This is a genomic window from Chryseobacterium sp. TQ-BC-N36, from assembly GCF_058382295.1.
In genome coordinates this window covers 4,974,948-4,991,201 of the sequence record NZ_CM178175.1, presented here as the reverse complement: position 1 = coordinate 4,991,201, position 16,254 = coordinate 4,974,948, and the positions used below count along the sequence as shown (strand labels likewise).

Sequence of the window (16,254 nt, the reverse complement as noted above, 5' to 3'; positions counted from 1 at the left end):
AATAATGATATATTAAATTTTTCGATTGCATAAATAGGTTCTTAAAATACAAAAAATTGGGTATCAGTGGATGATTTTTTTTAAATTTTATACCATCCTCGACAGCTTATTCGTAATATATGAAAGTAAAAAAGCGTTTTTATGAAGATAATGTATTGAAAAATCCCGCTGTTTTTGTATTATTGTCTCAAAAAATGAAAATAATACTATAATCTGGAAAGAAGTATCTGTTTCTTTCTAAAAAATATTAAAATTATTGCAAACCTATAGGCTGATCCCTATATTTGCCTTACTTCACCAAATACAATGCTGTAGGCAAAAAGTTAAGGACTTTTCCTTATACAGATAAATACATGTTTATGACTAATAAAGAAGTACAATTACAAAGCAGGAATTATACGGTTCCGTTGATTACCATTACCCTGCTGTTTTTTATGTGGGGATTCATCACCTGTATGAATGATATCCTGATCCCCTATCTGAAGCAACTTTTCAATCTTACCTTTTTCGAGTCCATGCTGGTACAGTTCTGTTTCTTTGGAGCGTACTTTATCGGATCGCTGATTTATTTTATGATCTCCATTACCAAAGGAGACCCTATCAATAAATTAGGTTATAAAAAAGGGATCCTGTTCGGGATTTTCCTGGCGGCATTGGGCTGTATCCTCTTTTATCCGGCGGCTACTTTTTCCTATTATCCGCTGTTTTTGGGGGCTTTATTTATTTTAGGACTGGGCTTCACGGTGCTGCAGATTACTGCCAACGCTTATGTTTCCCTTCTGGGAAGTGAAGAATCCGCTTCCAGCCGGCTGAATATGACCCAGGCATTCAATGCATTCGGAACCACCATTGCACCGGTGCTTGGAGGCCATCTTATATTTGAGTTTTTCTCTTCTCCGGATGGATCTTTCAGTGCGGTAGCCACAAGAATTCCTTATCTCATTTTCGCAGGAATCCTTTTACTGGTTGCCCTGTTGATTTCAAGGGTTAAGCTTCCGTCATTCCAGATGGGTGAAGAGGAAGTGGTGAAAGGCTGGGGAGCTCTTGAGTTCAGCCATCTGAAATTCGGGGTATTTGCAATGTTCTGCTATGTGGGCGGAGAAGTAGCGGTGGGTAGTTTTATCATCAGTTTCCTGGAACAGCCACAGATTATGGGCTTTAATGAAATCATCAGTAAAAACTATCTTTCCCTCTATTGGGGTGGAGCGATGATCGGACGTTTTCTGGGAGCGATATCTTTAAACCAATCAATAAGCCAAAGCAAAAAAGCTGTTTATATGCTGGGGGCAGCAGCTGCAGTCTTCCTTGTGATCTTCAGTATTGTTAACCTTACCTTCTCTCAGATCAGCTTTTTCCTGGTATTCATTGTTCTTAATTTCATTGCCTTTTTCGTGGGTAAAGCAGCTCCGGCAAGAACACTATCCATCTTTGCTGCGGTGAATGTTGCGTTATTGATTTCTGCTATGGTGAATCATGGTGAGCTGGCCATGTACAGTATTTTAGGTATCGGAATCTTCAACTCTATTATGTTTTCCAATATTTATACGCTGGCTATTTCAGGACTGGGTAAGTATACCAGCCAGGGATCATCACTAGTGGTAATGGCTATTTTAGGAGGGGCTATTGTTCCTATATTCCAGGGATACCTTGCAGATCAGTTTGGAGTGCAGCATTCATTTATTATTCCTGTATTCTGCTATCTGGTCATTCTTATTTTTGGAGCGTACTGCACCAAATATCTTGGTCATGTAGAAGCTGCTGAAGCTAAATCCGGACATTAAAATCAATTAAAAAAATATACAAAGCGGAATATTTCAAAGTATTCCGCTTTCTTTTTTTCCAAATCCTGAAATGTAACTTTTCGTCATAAAAAACAACTTATCATATGTATCAACACAATTATTATGAAAGCACAGTTAAAGCTTGAATACGCAGCCTTTCTTGTATTAGGAATATATGGTTTTGCTCAGACAGGATATTCCTGGTGGTGGTTTGCAGGACTATTCCTTGCTCCTGATATTTCTATGCTGGGATATACTGTTAATAATAAAGCAGGAGCATTTTGCTACAACCTGTTTCATCATTTTGGCGTGGCTGTCGCAGTTTATCTTGTAGGAATAATCTTATCACTTCCCTATTTACAGATGGCTGGAGCTATTTTATTTTCACACTCTGCTTTTGATAGAATATTGGGATATGGACTAAAATATCCGGATAGTTTTCAACATACACATTTAGGGAAAATCGGGAAAAAGACGGAATAAGTACTCATTCAGAGCGCTAACCACCCGTCAAAAATTCTTTGAATTTTTGCCACCCCTCCGGAAGAGGAGAATGTTTTCCATTAGATTTATCCCCACCAGAACTGATTCAGATAGTAATATTCATTCTGATATTCTATAACAAAACAATCATTATAGAACGTTTTATAAGAAAAAATACGGGTAATATCATAAACGAATAAAGAGTCTATCAAAACAAACAGGGTACTTGCAAAGTTTTTAGAGTGCGCCTCATTATCATAGGTATCATTCAGAGACTTTTCAATAAAGGTTTTCAAAAGGTTTTTATAGTCTGCAAGATTAATTTCATTAAGGCTTTCATCATTCTCAAGCTGTATTTCCGGGATGGGCTTACCTTTATAAAACTCAAAACCTTCAAAATAGTTTCCACCCATAAATTTCCTTTCCATATAAGGGTTTATAGCCATCAGAAAACCCTCGATAAGATGCATTTTATACTTCTCATTCAGTACTCTGTCTTTGTAAGAATCCGGAATTTCATAATTATATTTTTCAAAATACCTTAGAAGCTTACCTGCGACCCAAAGAGATTGTGTATTTATGAATTGTCCTGGTTGCAACGGTAATAATTCTATTAGAAACCGATTAATATAAAATTCTCTTCCATACCCAAGATCATTTCTCTGTATCATATCAGATATATCATGATCTGTAATTTCCACTTGATCATCATTCACTGTTATCTCATGCAGGTTTTCATTAAAAAGAGTATAGCAGTAATATCCCTGCAGGGTTTTCTCTTTAATAATTACTCTATGTTCCTCCTTAAAAAAATGGGAAAGAGCCGCTTGCTTTTGGTTTTTAAAACGTACTTTCATCGTATTACTTTTTACTGGAATTATAATTCCTGTTTTGATAATGCAAAGTAAAAAACAAAGTACGCAACCATACTGCGCACAAATAAAATATTGATTTTTTCTGTTAGAATAATGATATGACTGATGCTTAAAACAAAAAAGCAACCTCTTTCGAAGTTGCTTTTTGTTTTTGAAAATCTTTATAGATTATTTTCTTAAACCTAGTTCAGCGATGATCGCTCTGTATCTTGCGATATCTTTATTTTTAAGGTAATCTAGTAATCTTTTTCTTTTACCTACCAATTTAACCAAAGATTTTTCAGTGTTGAAATCTTTGTGATTGCTCTTTAAGTGAGCAGAAAGGTGGTTGATTCTGAAAGTGAAAAGTGCAATTTGTCCTTCAGCACTTCCTGTGTCTTGTGCAGATTTTCCGTGTTTTGCGAAAATTTCCTGCTTTTTGTCTGTTGTTAAGTACATTCCAATATTGTTTAATGATTATTATGTAACGGGTGCAAAATTACGACTATTTTTTGATTCTGCAAACATTATTGATTTCATGAATCAAATTTGATAGAAAAAAATGTTAAAAATTTCTTAATAAATTATATACAATCCAACGAAAAGGCAGTAATTTTGCATTCGAATTACAAATGAAAAAAATTATACTCTTTACAGCGGTCGCTAGTTTTTTATTCATAGGCTTTACTTCAGTAAAAGCCCAGAAAAATGCTGATGATAAAATAAGAAAAGTTCTCTACTTCAATCCTGAGGTTGAGCCTGATATTGATGAAATAAAAGACCCTACCAACAATGCTTTCTTTGATGCTGTTACTGATAATTTCAGCGGCAGAAAAAATAAAATGCTCCGTGCTGAAGTTCAGGTTCCTTTTGACAGCATTGACAAACAGACCATCGTGGATTACTGCACCAACAATGATGCAGATTTTGCCATTGTTTCCAAAGTGAGGTATTTCAAAGTAGGTTTTGGCAAATATGTTTTTTCCAATCAGGTAGTGGTAAGCATGAAATTATTTGGTGCTGACGGCAATCTGGTGACTGAAACAGATCATGATACCTACAGAAAAAATATGCGCTTGCTGGGATCTACCGTCAACTCAGTTAAGATCGGAACAGAAGGAGCTATAAAAGGAATTATTAAAAAACTGAGAAAACTGAAACCAACAGAAGCAGAACTTTAAGGTTTAAAGGACTTTTACGGTGAATGGTCAATTTGCATCGCAAATCAATGATGAATTTTTTGCTGTAGAGATCAACGTATATATTTAATTAATTCATCATTTATTTTCATTTATATTTTTTATAAAGTATTTCTTCCTGAATTATAAATATTTTAACATTACATAAAGCGCTTATCCGTACTTACGAATAAGTGCTTTTCATTTAAAACATACTATAAATTATTGATTAACAATTAAATATTTTCACCAAATAAGGAATTATTAAATATTTTTTGCTATTTTAATTCAACATTAAAACCAAAATCTTATGAAAAATTTAAAGAAACTCAGCCGAGAGAAATCAAAGCAAATCAATGGAGGCTCGATTGAAAGATGCAGTGAAAGTAATCCATGCACTGTAGGATGGTGCTGTTTTGGTGTCTGTTCACCATTCATTTGTCTTGAATAAAATTTAATACTCACTTAAAATTAAATCCCATGAAAAATTTAAAAAAGATCAGCAGACAGGCACAAAAGGGAATCAAAGGCAGCGGGCCTTTCAAAAGATGTACAGAACATTACGAATGTCCGGGCGGATCATGCTGCCATAACACATGCGTTTTAAATCCATGTCCTCTGGAGTAATACATATGATCATTACAGACACCTGCGAATGCAGGTGTCTCTTATTTAAAACATAAACGAAATATTTATTTATAATAAAATATTTTCACACGCAAAGGAATAATATAGAAATATTTATTATTTTAGTGTAACATTAAATCTAAACTATATGAAAAACCTGAAAAAACTCAGCAGGAGTGCTGCAAAAAAAATCAATGGCGGTATCGGACCGTTCAGATGCAGCATAACAAGACCTTGCTCCGTTGGATATTGCTGTAACGGAGAATGCCTGGATCATGACTGTATGATAGAGCCTTAATTTAAAACACCCTATCTTTATGAAAAACTCAAATCTCAAAAGACTCAACAGACAGGAACAAAAGGGAATACACGGAGGCGCCATAAAAAAATGTGGTGATGATTCGGACTGCGGACCTTACAATTGCTGTACAAACAGTGTCTGCACCTTCATTCCTACTTCAGAATGTGGACCAATTTAAAAAAATATTGGAATTTTAAAATTTAATTTTTTGAACACCTGCTCCGGCGGGTGTTTTTTGTTTTTATATAAAGCATTAAAGTTTAATTAATCCTTAATTTTGCCACTTTATTGCGCAGTCTTAAAAATTTGAATTATTTTTGCATATCCAAAAAATTTCACGTTTTGAATTCTAGAGACGAACTTATCTTCAACCCTGCCGATATTGCCGAAACTCTCAGTGAACTTCCTGCTGATGAGAGGCTGCTCGCGTTCCTGAAAGTTCCGAAAGAATACAAAGCAGAAGTTTTTTCACATCTTGATCCTGATTTTCAAGAAGATACCATCAGGAGTATCGGAAGCGATGAAGTTTCCGAAATCCTGAATGCAATGACGCCGGATGACAGGACCGCTCTCTTCGAAGATTTTCCGGATGAGCTTATCAAGTATTCTATCAATCATCTTAACCCACAGGAAAGAAGAATTGCTTTAAAGCTTCTTGGTTACAACTCGGATTCTATTGCCCGTCTGATGACTCCTTATTATATCCAGATCCGTAAGGAATGGACGGTAAAGAGATGTCTTCAGCAGATCAAAAAGGTAGGAAAAAGAGTGGAAACGATGAACTATCTGTACGTGGTGGACGAAAGAAACCGGTTAATTGATGACCTTGCTATCGGAACATTACTGCTGGAAGAAGAAGATACATTGGTTTCTGATATCACAGACAATCATTTTGTAGCGATTACCACTACCACCTCCAAAGAGGATGCGGTAACCTACTTTGAAAAGTATGACCGTGGTGCTCTTCCGATTATTACCGAGGCCGGTGTTCTCGTGGGAATTGTAACGATTGACGACATTCTCGATCAGATTGAGCAGCAGAATACAGAAGATATCCAGAAGTTCGGGGGATTGGAAGCACTGGATCTTCCCTATACCCAGACATCATGGACTGAAATGATCAAGAAAAGGGCAACCTGGCTGATCATTCTTTTCGTTTCTGAAATGCTGACGGCTTCTGCAATGGGCTATTTTGATAAAGAAATTGAGAAAGCCGTTGTTCTGGCCTTATTTGTTCCGTTAATTATTTCCAGTGGAGGAAATTCCGGATCGCAGGCAGCAACACTGATTATCCGTGCTATGGCGCTTCAGGAAATCAATCTGAAAGACTGGTGGTATGTCATGAGAAAGGAAATTATTTCCGGATTATGTCTGGGGGCTATTTTAGGAGTAATCGGATTTATACGAATCATGCTCTGGCAGCAGATTGGTCTCTTCGACTATGGCCAATACTGGGTATATGTAGGATTAAGTGTTTCTGTTTCCCTGATTGCCATTGTATTGTGGGGAACATTATCAGGTTCTATGATCCCGTTTGTTTTAAAGAAACTAAAACTTGACCCTGCCACCTCTTCTGCTCCATTTGTAGCAACCCTGGTGGATGTTACGGGACTTATCATCTATTTTACTGTAGCCGGGCTTTTCTTAACCGGAAAACTTTTGTAATTTTAGGCATCATCTAACATGCCAATATGAAAATCGTTTCACTCGTCCCTTCTATTACAGAGGCTTTATTTGACCTTGGACTGACCGAAAATGAAGTTGTAGGAAGAACAAAATTCTGCATTCACCCTCAGGATAAAATAAAAAATGTATCCGTAATCGGCGGAACAAAAAATATCAATATTGAAAAAATCAGAACGTTGCAGCCGGACCTTATTATTGCCAATAAGGAAGAAAATGTAAAAGACCAGGTAGAAGCTCTGATGGATGATTTTAAGGTAATGGTGACCAATATTGACACCATTGAAGACAACTATTATCTTCTTAAAAATCTGGGAAAGCTTTTTGGGAAGGAGGAAAGAGCCCAGCTTTTCAATCTTAAAATTTATGATATCCTGAACCAGACAAAACTTGAAAATCCTGTCAGAGCCGCTTATCTGATCTGGAAGAATCCATACATGACGGTTGGTTCGGATACCTTTATTCACAGGATTTTATCAGAAATTGGCTTTGAAAATATTTTCAGCAATACAACCCGCTATCCTCAGATTACTACTGAAGATCTTGCAGATGCTGATGTGATCATGCTTTCTTCCGAACCTTTTCCATTTAAAGAGAAGCATATTGAAGAGCTGAAGCTTTTTTATCCGGATAAAAAGATCATGATCGTAGACGGAGAGGCCTTTTCATGGTATGGAACTCATATTGCAAAATGTGAACAGTATTTTAAAGGATTCCTAGCTGAGATTCAACAGGTGCAGCAAAGCTAGTTTTTCTCTGTCAACTTTAAACCCAAAACTCTAAACTTTAAATATTTAATCCATGTCTGATACCGTTATATTATCTCAAGGAGCAGAATTTGACCATGTTATACAGGAAGTGTCAAAATACATTCATCTTTATGTAATGGCATTCGAAAAAGAAGAAAGAACCATTACGCGGGTGGACAAACGTGAAAATATGTATGGCGGCAAAGGAACGGTATATATGATACAGATGTTTGACCAACAGGACCTGGCCAATAACCGTCTGGCCGCTTATATGGTTTTACTGAATAGAGGGGATGAATCCGGATTTCATACCCATAACATTAGAAATGAGCAGGAATTGTATGTGGTTGTTCATGGGACCGGAGAGTACCGTGAAAGAACCGGAACAGAAGGACCGGTACGGAAGAAAATTCTTCAGAAAGGAGATATTACTGCAATCAGCTCAGTCGGATATCATTCCATCGAAAATACAGGAGACGAGCCCCTGATTATGTTTGTGATCACAACCAACAATCCATAAAAAAACTCCGGATTGGGAGCCGGAGTTTTTTTATATTCGTATTGGAATTCAATTACAAAATCTTAGAAACTTCATTACAAAGCCATTCCAATAATTCACGATCTTCATTGGTAAAAGGATCAATGGTATGGGAATCAATATCGATCTGACCGATATTTTTTCCATCCTTAAAGATAGGAACTACGATTTCAGCTTTTGTATCGATAGAACAGCTTAAATAATTGCTTTCTTCATGTACATCCGGAACTACGAAAGTTTCATTGGAAACTGCAACCTGACCGCAAATTCCTTTTCCGTAAGGAATAATGGTATGATCAGTCGGTGCTCCTACGTAAGGGCCTAAAATCAGTTCATCCTTATCTCCGTTTTTGAAATAGAACCCTGTCCAGTTGAAATAGGAAATCTCCTGATCCAACAGGTGACATACTTTTTCAAGCTTTTCTTCTGTATTATGTTTAGGACTTTCAAGAATAGAGGAAAGTCTTTTCTTTAATTCTGACATTGTATATATATTTTAAGAGAATTGTTTTAAGGAAAGCTCTTCTTTATATCCGAACATTCCACGCTCTTTAATCATTTCTGCTACGCCCTCCGGCACCTGAGTTTCCCAGCCTTTCACACAGCATGCTATCTTTCTCAGTATTTCTCTGGAGTAAATTTCAAGGAACTCCGGATTATAGTTTGTAATATCTACAATACGGTTGTTATGTTTGAAATATTTGTACAGCTCTTTCAGGTTTTCTTCTACTTTCAGGTTGGAAGAATCCAGCAGCTGATGTGTTTCCGGATCTTTATAAGGGTACAGATATACTCTCATTCCGTTTCTGAAAAACTTACCAAACGCTTCAAGAATTCCTCCCGAAAGGTTTTTATAATATTTCTCATCGAATACCATCAGCATGTTATTTACTCCCATGGCCACTCCGATATCTCCGCTTGTATAGGATGCAAAATAATCGATCAGCCTGTAATATTCGGAGAAGTTTGAAATAATAACTGTGTATCCGAGTTTACCCAAAATATCTACTCTATCCAGGAAGTCTCTTTCATCAATATCTCCGTCTGCCCTCAGGTTGGAAATGGTAATTTCAATAAGCACCTCAGTTTCTTCATGGGTACAGGTCGCATCTTTGAAAAACATATCCATACCGTTTTTAAGCATATCAATGTTTACTTTTGTTACCGGCCTGAAACTTCCTCTTACCGCGAAAATATTTTTCTTGTACAGCACATCTGCCGGAAGCATATTGTTTCCTTCAGAATTAAAGATCACTGCATCGGTCATTCCATTCTTTACCAGCTGAAGAGACATCAGCCTGTTATCAACATACGCAAAAGCAGGTCCGCTGAAATCGATCATATCAATCTCAAGATTATCTTTTGCAATATCGTCATACAGAGATTCTACTAAAGTTCTCGGATTATCATAATAATGGAAGGCTCCAAAAATAAGATTTACCCCCAGGTTTCCTAAGGTTTCCTGCTGAAGGGTAGCATCATTTTCTTTGAATTTTACGTGAATCACGATCTCATTGTAGTCCTCATTTTCTTTGGTCTGAAAACGGATTCCTACCCAGCCGTGGCCTTTTACAGTCTTATCAAAGTTGATGGTGGTTACCGTATTGGCGTAAGAAAAGAATTTTCTATCCGGATTATTATCTCTTGAGATTCTCTCTTCAATCAAAGCGACTTCATACCGAAGCATTTTGCGAAGTCTGTTCTGGGTAACGTACCTGTTTTTTACCTCTTTTCCGTAGATAGCATCACTAAAATCTTTGTCATAAGCAGACATTGCCTTAGCAATCGTACCCGAAGCTCCCCCTGCTCTAAAAAAGTGGCGAACAGTCTCCTGCCCTGCTCCAATTTCCGCGAAAGTACCATAAATAGTAGGATCTAGATTAATTGTTAATGCTTTTTGTTTAGGAGTTAGTTTCTGATACATTAGGACATGAAATTTTTTGTAAATTTACCAAAATTAAACCAACCTCAAAACAAAATGAAGTTGAAATTTTTAGGAACCGGTACTTCTCAAGGTGTGCCCGTTATAGGCTGTACATGTGAAGTGTGTACTTCCGAAAATCCCAAAGACAAACGTTTGCGCTCTTCCGTGATGGTAACTACAGAGGAAAATAAAAAAATACTGATCGACTGCGGTCCGGATTTCAGGCAGCAAATGCTTACCAATCATGAACATACCGTGGACATCGCGCTGATTACGCATGAACATAATGACCATGTAATCGGGCTGGATGATATGCGTCCACTGATTTTTAAAAGCGGAAAAGATGTTCCGCTCTACTGCTATTCCAGAGTGGCTCACGAAATAAAAAACAGGTTTCCTTATGCTTTTGCCGATGTAAGGTATCCCGGAGCACCCGCTTTTGAACTTCACGAAATTGAAAATAAACCTTTTGAGGTACTGGATACGGAAATCACTCCTGTAGAGGTGATTCACTATAAAATTACTGTTTTTGGATATAAATTTAAAAATCTGGCTTACATCACAGATGCCGGGTTTATTTCCGACACGGAAAAGGAAAAACTGAAGGACCTGGATATTCTGATCCTAAACTGCATCAGAAAATTTGATCCTCATCCTGCCCATTTTATCCTTCCTGATGTTATTAAGCTGTTTGAAGAACTAAAACCGAAACAATTATTTTTAACACACATCAGTCATCATCTGGGGCTGCATGATGTTGAAGATAAGCAGCTTCCGGACGGAATACACCTTGCCTACGATGGTTTGGAGCTTAATTTTTAAAAAAATTCTATAAAAAGCTTTTGAACATTGAAAAAAGTTCCTATATTTGCACACCAATTTGAAACAAACATCATGTTTGAATTCAACATCAAGCCCAGGTGGCGGAATTGGTAGACGCGCTGGTCTCAAACACCAGTTCTTAGGAGTACCGGTTCGATCCCGGTCCTGGGTACATTAAATCCTCTGAAATCATTTGATTTTCAGAGGATTTTGATTTTTAGGGGTGATCAAAAGGGTGGTTGACTTAAACTTTAATCAATAATCATCTTTTTAAATAAAAAATATTATTTTCAAATTCTAAACAGCTGTTAATAAAAAAATTGACTTAGTTATTAAGTTAATTTTCATAACAGATATATTATTGCCTATATATCTAATAATAGAAGAGTTTTTAATTTAAATTACGATATTCCTGTGGTGTATTACCCGTTTTCTGTTTGAATAACTTGCTGAAATATTGTGGATACTCAAATCCCAACTGGTAAGCAATTTCGCTGATGCTTTTGTCACTACCCAGTAAGATATTCTTCGCTTCTTCTACCAGAAAATAATGGATTTGGTCTTTAGCATTCATCCCGGTTTCCTTTTTGAGAAGGTCGCTCAGATAATTGGGTGACAGGTTGATTTTTTCTGCCAGATAACTTACCGTTGGAAGTCCTTGCTCCCTGATCGTATCAGAGTTGAAATAATCCTGCAAAATACTCTCGACCTGCGAGACGATATCACGATTGGAAATTTTTCTTGTAATGAACTGTCTTCCATAATATCTCGTACAATAATTCAGAAGAACCTCTATATTGGATACGATGAGGCTCTGGCTGTAGTTGTCGATATTCTCTTCCAGCTCATTCTGTATTTTCTGTATGCAGTCGAATAATGTTGTCTTTTCTTTATCAGAGAGATGAAGAGCTTCAGAAGATTCATAAGAAAAGAATGTATATTCTTTCATTTTCGCGCCCAAAGAGGTCCCCCTAACCAAATCCGGATGAAAAAATAAGCCCCAGCCCATCATATCTTCTTTATTATCAATCTCGCTGTCCATTGTGAGAACCTGCCTTGGTCCTATACAGATCAGACTTCCGTCCTGAAAATCATAAGATTGTCTGCCATAACGCAGATTATTGGCACAGTAATTTTTAAACATGATGGAATAAAAGTCACAGCTTACACGTACATCTTCTTCAATCATCTCATCTACTTTACTAAAGTCGATAACTGCGACCAGCGGATGTTTCGTAACTCCTTTTACAAATTTATTGATTTCAGAAATACTTTTTATATGAATAATAGGTTGCATAAAACAAATAATTTAATGATTTAAACGATAAAAAATAAGGCTTGTGCTGTTGAAGCACCGACAAAACAGGAGCTTCTACTCTTGCAATAAAAGGTGATGCCGTATGGAAAACCAGTTCACGCCCATTACGCCGGTTGCCAGAATTGGTTTATTTTATCGATTGTTGTCATTCCTGTATAATTTTCATGATTGTATTTCAGCCAAAATGGCTTTGTAATAAATATCTGCCCTTTCCTGTGAAAAATAATCTACAACAAGACCGGACAGTGCAAAATAAGTCAGCACAATACCCATGCTCAGCCAAGTAGGATTTTTGGTGGTCCAGAATATCAGAAGAGTAGCCAAGAAAAAGACAGTTGCCACAATTTTAGAAACTTTGTATCCATATTGAAAATCATCTACCCGCTTTTTTTCCAGTTTCGCAAATTCCACCTTATCTTTCTGATAGATTTGTGGCAGCTCTACCATACGTTTCGGATTGGAATATAACATCCCGCCACCAATAGCAGAATAAATTGCCCCTGCAACGAGCAAGGGGATGAACAGTGCCTTTGCATTAGTCGTGGTCCCTATTTTCCAAAAAAGAAAACCAGCTATAATTGTTATAATGCCGAAAGCTATGATGAGTTTGGCTTCAAACAATTCGCCTTTTATCCAGCTGATGGTATGTTGTATCAATTCCATAATATGATTTTTTATATTTTTATTAACTGTACTTCGTCCAAAATGCTGCAGGATTCCAGTATATCTAAGCGTTCTGCAGGATTTAATGCATAATCCAGCATCAGGTCGGCAAGGGCATTTACCTGTAGACCTTACCATTAGCTCCGGAAACTCCTATCAGAATGGCTTTCATCATTCTCCTTTTTAAATTTAAACAAAATACAAACAACTCGGGAAGCAGAAACGGCCTAAGCCATTTTTGTAATTATACTATCAAACATCCTGTCACTGAAATATTTACGCATCCATAATACAGGACCTGCGAAATATCCTTTGGCATAGCGGGTTTTAGGTTTTGCCACTGTTGCTGCCTTCACAATTTCTTTAGCCAGCAATTCGGGCTCAGAAAGGTTTTTCCCGGAAGTGTACATTTGCTTCGTATTATCAGCGGTTTTATTAGCGCCTGCCGCATACGCTCCGCTCCCTGATGTTTTCTTCAGGTTATCTGCTGCAATGCTTCCCCATTCAGTCTTGATTCCGCCCGGTTCTACGATCACCACATCAATCCCGAAAGGTTTGGTCTCGATTCTCAGACAGTCTGACCAGCCTTCCAAAGCATGTTTTGTGGCGTGATACCAGGCTCCGTAAGGCGTATAGATTTTCCCGCCAATAGATGAAATATTGACAATGCGACCAAAATGCTGCTTTCTCATTGAAGGAAGAATCAACTGGGTAAGACGTGCCAAACCAAATATATTGACCTCGAACTGTCTTTTTGCTTCTTCAATAGAGACATCTTCCACAGCTCCATAAGAACCGTAGCCTGCATTATTGATGAGGATATCGATTTTACCTTCTTTCTGAAGTATCGTATTGACACAATCGACAATGCTCTCGTCTTTGGTCAGGTCAAGTGAAATTACCGAAACACCTTTCGCTTCCAGAGATTTCATTTTATCTGTTCTTCTGGCAGCGCCATACACCTTATATCCCTTTTGACTTAATAAAACGGCTGTAATCTCCCCCATTCCGGAAGAAGCTCCTGTTACTAATGCTACTTTACTCATAGTATTCATTTTTATTGGTACAAAGTTCCGATTTATTAAGATCACCTGATAAGACAAATCCACTATTGTTGTATACAAATCCATTATGCCCTTTTGTAGAAATTCCTTTCATTTTGATCAAAAATTAAATAATAAAACCTCACAAACTAAAAAGTCTGTAAGGTTCTATTATTATAAAAAGAAATATTTTTTTAAAAATCCTTTCCTCTCATACCATCTATCATCACGGCTCCATTCTACCAATGACGATTCCATAATTTGAATTAATTTTTAAATTTTTACTTGATCCTATGGAATGTAGCTGTCTTTCCAAGCAATGATACCCCCATAAAGCCACGAAGGTTCATCTTTCCGTCTTTTATCCAGGCTTTACACTTGTAAGTGTCTCCACTTGGTGCATTGTATATCTTTCCGTCTACATACTCTTCTCCATCCCATGTAAGCCCTGTGAGGCTTGTCATTCCTATCAAATCTCTCGAGCGGAGTTTTACATCCGGGTTTTTGGTGTCTTTTTTAGAGGTCACCCCATCTTTCTCAACAATCTGGTTGCCCCAAAGATATCTGCTATAATATTTGTCGCCTTGTCTAAAGATTTCCATCTTCACATCTTTTTTGTCAGACTCCCATTTTCCCAATATGGCATCCGCTTTGTCCTGTGCAAAAGTTCTGCCGGCAAAAGTCAGCATCAATACGAATAAGATTTTTAGTGTTTTCATTGCTTAAAAATTTAATGGTTAAAAATTGGTTTATAATGATATATTCTTTTGCTTCAACTTACTGATGCAAAGATGACAAGAACAGTATTGAGGGAGATAATACAAATCCACGGTTGTTGTATACATTTTACAGAAATGTATAATTGGGCAGCTAGAGCATGAAAAACTGCAAACCAGTTATAAAAAACATTGTAACCTACTTATGAGTAGAAAAAGAATCAGGAAATCTTTAAAAACCTCAGGACAATGTCTGGTTTTTGAAAGGACATAGTTCGAATGATTTTATCTTTCAAATGGTTACACTGAGCTGAATCGGAATGAATTATTGATAATGATTATCGAATATTTTGCTGAATATGAATTATTAAGGACATAACAATATTATATTTCATGGTAATGGTGAAAGTATCAGAATATACAAGTTTCAACAAAAGGAAAATGATATTTAATTAATATTTAATAACCTGTTCCGTCCACGTAGGCCCGTCAATAAAAAACCTTCCGTCTTTGTAATGCACCGGCTCGATTCCCATTTGTGGACCCAGTTCCCAAGGTTCGAAGGTCTGGCTGTAAGGATACGGTCGTTTTTCATACATAAAATAGTGGCAGGAATTCCATAAGTTTCCATCCGGACCAATAAATAATGCGTTGTGGCCGGTTTCCTGATAAGGGTCTTCGGTATCGGTAAACTGCAAATTTTCATAACCACCGTCTTTTGCCATTTGCTGTCTGTAGCCTTTTTTGCGGGTTCCGAAAATCGGTTCAGGTGAAGCGAGTTTCCAGGGTCCTAAAGGTGATTTTGATTTCAGCAAACCAACTTCATAACCTCTTGTCCAAGTGGAAAAAAACATAAAATACAATCCTTCTTTTTTAGTAACGAAGGGACCTTCGATTCCACCAACCATCCATTCTGGCCAGCCTGGTTGTTTTTTATCCAGGAATTTTTGAATAGGCGTGGTTAACTTTCCTGTTTTTAAATCGATTTTAGCCTGAAACAATCCATTTCCGCTACAATACAGGTAGACCTGTCCGTCCTCATCTTCGAACAAAGTGGCATCGTTATTATATTGTGGAGTAAGCGGACCATTCAACAGTTTGTATGGACCCGTAACTTTATCTGCTGAGAACAGCCAAATGTTGTGCGTCGCCATTCCTTTCGGATCTTCTTTGGTTACCTTTCCGCTGTTTACAATCAAGTAATATTTTCCTTTAATGAAATGAATTTCTGGAGCCCAGAAACGACCGTTATAAGGACAATCTTTGGGAAGTTTCTTAGCATCAATCAAAAAAGAGTGCTGTTTCCAATTCACCATATCTTTTGAAACCAACATTCGGACACCGGGATTTTTGCCTTCCCAAACAGGATTGGAAGTTCCCACGCAATACCATACATCATCAACCTTAATGATGAAATGGTCTCGCATAGAAATGGCAGTATCTCTGGTAATCGGATTGGTGTATCGAAATTCTCTTTTAGCTGAAACTTTTGGTTTTTCCTGAGCAAAATTCATATTTGAAGTAAGAATAAATAAAAATGATAACAGAATATTTTTAAAATTTTTCATATTTTG

Annotated in this window: 20 protein-coding genes and 1 tRNA gene; 12 read left to right on the top strand and 9 right to left on the bottom strand. The window is 37.1% G+C overall.

The window, feature by feature from the left end; all coding sequences use genetic code 11:
- Positions 1-359 precede the first annotated feature (359 nt).
- Positions 360-1,781: a sugar MFS transporter gene (locus tag AC3FI7_RS22640; protein ID WP_228451252.1), complete on the top strand. Its 1,422-nt coding sequence runs from the start codon at positions 360-362 to the stop codon at positions 1,779-1,781.
- 123 nt (positions 1,782-1,904) lie between these two features.
- A complete protein-coding gene (locus AC3FI7_RS22635) occupies positions 1,905-2,264 on the top strand; it encodes a DUF4260 domain-containing protein (protein ID WP_142724510.1) in 360 nt (119 codons plus the stop codon).
- An 86-nt stretch (positions 2,265-2,350) separates the two neighbouring features.
- Here AC3FI7_RS22635 and AC3FI7_RS22630 read toward each other — a convergent pair whose 3' ends face one another.
- Together AC3FI7_RS22630 and rpsO are read right to left on the bottom strand one after the other, a co-directional pair.
- A complete protein-coding gene (locus AC3FI7_RS22630) occupies positions 2,351-3,121 on the bottom strand; it encodes a hypothetical protein (protein WP_343660845.1) in 771 nt (256 codons plus the stop codon).
- Positions 3,122-3,307: 186 nt separating this feature from the next.
- Positions 3,308-3,577 (bottom strand): 30S ribosomal protein S15, encoded by a 270-nt coding sequence (rpsO, locus tag AC3FI7_RS22625; protein ID WP_002980912.1) that lies wholly within the window; start codon positions 3,575-3,577, stop codon positions 3,308-3,310.
- Positions 3,578-3,750: 173 nt separating this feature from the next.
- Here rpsO and AC3FI7_RS22620 point away from each other — a divergent pair, with 173 nt between their 5' ends.
- The 8 genes from AC3FI7_RS22620 (at position 3,751) to AC3FI7_RS22585 (ending at position 8,176) form a co-directional block, all read left to right on the top strand.
- On the top strand, positions 3,751-4,299 hold the full coding sequence (locus tag AC3FI7_RS22620; protein ID WP_142724512.1) for a pyruvate decarboxylase: 549 nt from the start codon (positions 3,751-3,753) through the stop codon (positions 4,297-4,299).
- 307 nt (positions 4,300-4,606) lie between these two features.
- On the top strand, positions 4,607-4,747 hold the full coding sequence (locus tag AC3FI7_RS22615) for a bacteriocin-like protein (RefSeq protein ID WP_291902087.1): 141 nt from the start codon (positions 4,607-4,609) through the stop codon (positions 4,745-4,747).
- 29 nt (positions 4,748-4,776) lie between these two features.
- A complete protein-coding gene (locus tag AC3FI7_RS22610; RefSeq protein WP_491460970.1) occupies positions 4,777-4,923 on the top strand; it encodes a bacteriocin-like protein in 147 nt (48 codons plus the stop codon).
- A 148-nt stretch (positions 4,924-5,071) separates the two neighbouring features.
- Entirely contained in the window at positions 5,072-5,221 is a 150-nt protein-coding gene (locus AC3FI7_RS22605) for a bacteriocin-like protein (RefSeq protein ID WP_172617068.1), read from the top strand.
- Positions 5,222-5,240: 19 nt separating this feature from the next.
- Positions 5,241-5,402: a hypothetical protein gene (locus tag AC3FI7_RS22600; RefSeq protein ID WP_172617069.1), complete on the top strand. Its 162-nt coding sequence runs from the start codon at positions 5,241-5,243 to the stop codon at positions 5,400-5,402.
- Positions 5,403-5,566: 164 nt separating this feature from the next.
- Positions 5,567-6,889: a magnesium transporter gene (mgtE, locus tag AC3FI7_RS22595; RefSeq protein WP_002980917.1), complete on the top strand. Its 1,323-nt coding sequence runs from the start codon at positions 5,567-5,569 to the stop codon at positions 6,887-6,889.
- A gap of 26 nt (positions 6,890-6,915) precedes the next feature.
- A complete protein-coding gene (locus AC3FI7_RS22590; protein ID WP_142724513.1) occupies positions 6,916-7,656 on the top strand; it encodes an ABC transporter substrate-binding protein in 741 nt (246 codons plus the stop codon).
- Positions 7,657-7,708: 52 nt separating this feature from the next.
- Positions 7,709-8,176, top strand: coding sequence for a cupin domain-containing protein (locus AC3FI7_RS22585; RefSeq protein ID WP_142724514.1), 468 nt, complete (start codon positions 7,709-7,711; stop codon positions 8,174-8,176).
- A 52-nt stretch (positions 8,177-8,228) separates the two neighbouring features.
- On the opposite strand, the gene AC3FI7_RS22580 is transcribed toward AC3FI7_RS22585, so the two are convergent.
- Positions 8,229-8,678 (bottom strand): GAF domain-containing protein, encoded by a 450-nt coding sequence (locus tag AC3FI7_RS22580; protein ID WP_101238988.1) that lies wholly within the window; start codon positions 8,676-8,678, stop codon positions 8,229-8,231.
- 12 nt (positions 8,679-8,690) lie between these two features.
- Positions 8,691-10,118: a TonB-dependent receptor gene (locus AC3FI7_RS22575; RefSeq protein WP_142724515.1), complete on the bottom strand. Its 1,428-nt coding sequence runs from the start codon at positions 10,116-10,118 to the stop codon at positions 8,691-8,693.
- Between the two features lie 54 nt (positions 10,119-10,172).
- Here AC3FI7_RS22575 and AC3FI7_RS22570 point away from each other — a divergent pair, with 54 nt between their 5' ends.
- Positions 10,173-10,940 carry an MBL fold metallo-hydrolase gene (locus AC3FI7_RS22570; RefSeq protein ID WP_142724516.1) on the top strand — a complete coding sequence of 256 codons (768 nt, stop codon included), beginning with the start codon at positions 10,173-10,175 and terminating at the stop codon, positions 10,938-10,940.
- A 92-nt stretch (positions 10,941-11,032) separates the two neighbouring features.
- Positions 11,033-11,112 (top strand) — tRNA-Leu (locus tag AC3FI7_RS22565).
- Between the two features lie 219 nt (positions 11,113-11,331).
- Here AC3FI7_RS22565 and AC3FI7_RS22560 read toward each other — a convergent pair.
- The 5 genes from AC3FI7_RS22560 to AC3FI7_RS22540 form a co-directional block, all read right to left on the bottom strand.
- Positions 11,332-12,237 (bottom strand): helix-turn-helix domain-containing protein, encoded by a 906-nt coding sequence (locus tag AC3FI7_RS22560; protein WP_343660825.1) that lies wholly within the window; start codon positions 12,235-12,237, stop codon positions 11,332-11,334.
- A gap of 183 nt (positions 12,238-12,420) precedes the next feature.
- A complete protein-coding gene (locus AC3FI7_RS22555) occupies positions 12,421-12,921 on the bottom strand; it encodes a hypothetical protein (RefSeq protein WP_491460969.1) in 501 nt (166 codons plus the stop codon).
- 227 nt (positions 12,922-13,148) lie between these two features.
- Positions 13,149-13,967 carry an oxidoreductase gene (locus tag AC3FI7_RS22550; RefSeq protein WP_491460968.1) on the bottom strand — a complete coding sequence of 273 codons (819 nt, stop codon included), beginning with the start codon at positions 13,965-13,967 and terminating at the stop codon, positions 13,149-13,151.
- Between the two features lie 278 nt (positions 13,968-14,245).
- Positions 14,246-14,683, bottom strand: a complete 438-nt coding sequence (locus AC3FI7_RS22545) for a DUF2147 domain-containing protein (RefSeq protein ID WP_491460967.1) — start codon at positions 14,681-14,683, stop codon at positions 14,246-14,248.
- A gap of 449 nt (positions 14,684-15,132) precedes the next feature.
- Complete coding sequence (locus tag AC3FI7_RS22540; RefSeq protein WP_142724586.1) at positions 15,133-16,248, bottom strand: glycoside hydrolase family 43 protein; 1,116 nt, start codon at positions 16,246-16,248, stop codon at positions 15,133-15,135.
- Positions 16,249-16,254: the final 6 nt, after the last annotated feature.

Bases quoted from the DNA above. Each gene is read 5' to 3' on its own strand.
- AC3FI7_RS22630 (WP_343660845.1), bottom strand. From the start codon at position 3,121: ATGAAAGTACGTTTTAAAAACCAAAAGCAAGCGGCTCTTTCCCATTTT.
- AC3FI7_RS22605 (WP_172617068.1), top strand. From the start codon at position 5,072: ATGAAAAACCTGAAAAAACTCAGCAGGAGTGCTGCAAAAAAAATCAAT.
- AC3FI7_RS22575 (WP_142724515.1), bottom strand. From the start codon at position 10,118: ATGTATCAGAAACTAACTCCTAAACAAAAAGCATTAACAATTAATCTA.
- AC3FI7_RS22545 (WP_491460967.1), bottom strand. From the start codon at position 14,683: ATGAAAACACTAAAAATCTTATTCGTATTGATGCTGACTTTTGCCGGC.
- AC3FI7_RS22570 (WP_142724516.1), top strand. From the start codon at position 10,173: ATGAAGTTGAAATTTTTAGGAACCGGTACTTCTCAAGGTGTGCCCGTT.
- AC3FI7_RS22610 (WP_491460970.1), top strand. From the start codon at position 4,777: ATGAAAAATTTAAAAAAGATCAGCAGACAGGCACAAAAGGGAATCAAA.
- AC3FI7_RS22540 (WP_142724586.1), bottom strand. From the start codon at position 16,248: ATGAAAAATTTTAAAAATATTCTGTTATCATTTTTATTTATTCTTACT.
- AC3FI7_RS22555 (WP_491460969.1), bottom strand. From the start codon at position 12,921: ATGGAATTGATACAACATACCATCAGCTGGATAAAAGGCGAATTGTTT.
- AC3FI7_RS22550 (WP_491460968.1), bottom strand. From the start codon at position 13,967: ATGAGTAAAGTAGCATTAGTAACAGGAGCTTCTTCCGGAATGGGGGAG.
- AC3FI7_RS22635 (WP_142724510.1), top strand. From the start codon at position 1,905: ATGAAAGCACAGTTAAAGCTTGAATACGCAGCCTTTCTTGTATTAGGA.
- AC3FI7_RS22615 (WP_291902087.1), top strand. From the start codon at position 4,607: ATGAAAAATTTAAAGAAACTCAGCCGAGAGAAATCAAAGCAAATCAAT.
- AC3FI7_RS22580 (WP_101238988.1), bottom strand. From the start codon at position 8,678: ATGTCAGAATTAAAGAAAAGACTTTCCTCTATTCTTGAAAGTCCTAAA.
- AC3FI7_RS22620 (WP_142724512.1), top strand. From the start codon at position 3,751: ATGAAAAAAATTATACTCTTTACAGCGGTCGCTAGTTTTTTATTCATA.
- AC3FI7_RS22600 (WP_172617069.1), top strand. From the start codon at position 5,241: ATGAAAAACTCAAATCTCAAAAGACTCAACAGACAGGAACAAAAGGGA.
- rpsO (WP_002980912.1), bottom strand. From the start codon at position 3,577: ATGTACTTAACAACAGACAAAAAGCAGGAAATTTTCGCAAAACACGGA.
- AC3FI7_RS22560 (WP_343660825.1), bottom strand. From the start codon at position 12,237: ATGCAACCTATTATTCATATAAAAAGTATTTCTGAAATCAATAAATTT.
- AC3FI7_RS22585 (WP_142724514.1), top strand. From the start codon at position 7,709: ATGTCTGATACCGTTATATTATCTCAAGGAGCAGAATTTGACCATGTT.
- AC3FI7_RS22640 (WP_228451252.1), top strand. From the start codon at position 360: ATGACTAATAAAGAAGTACAATTACAAAGCAGGAATTATACGGTTCCG.
- AC3FI7_RS22590 (WP_142724513.1), top strand. From the start codon at position 6,916: ATGAAAATCGTTTCACTCGTCCCTTCTATTACAGAGGCTTTATTTGAC.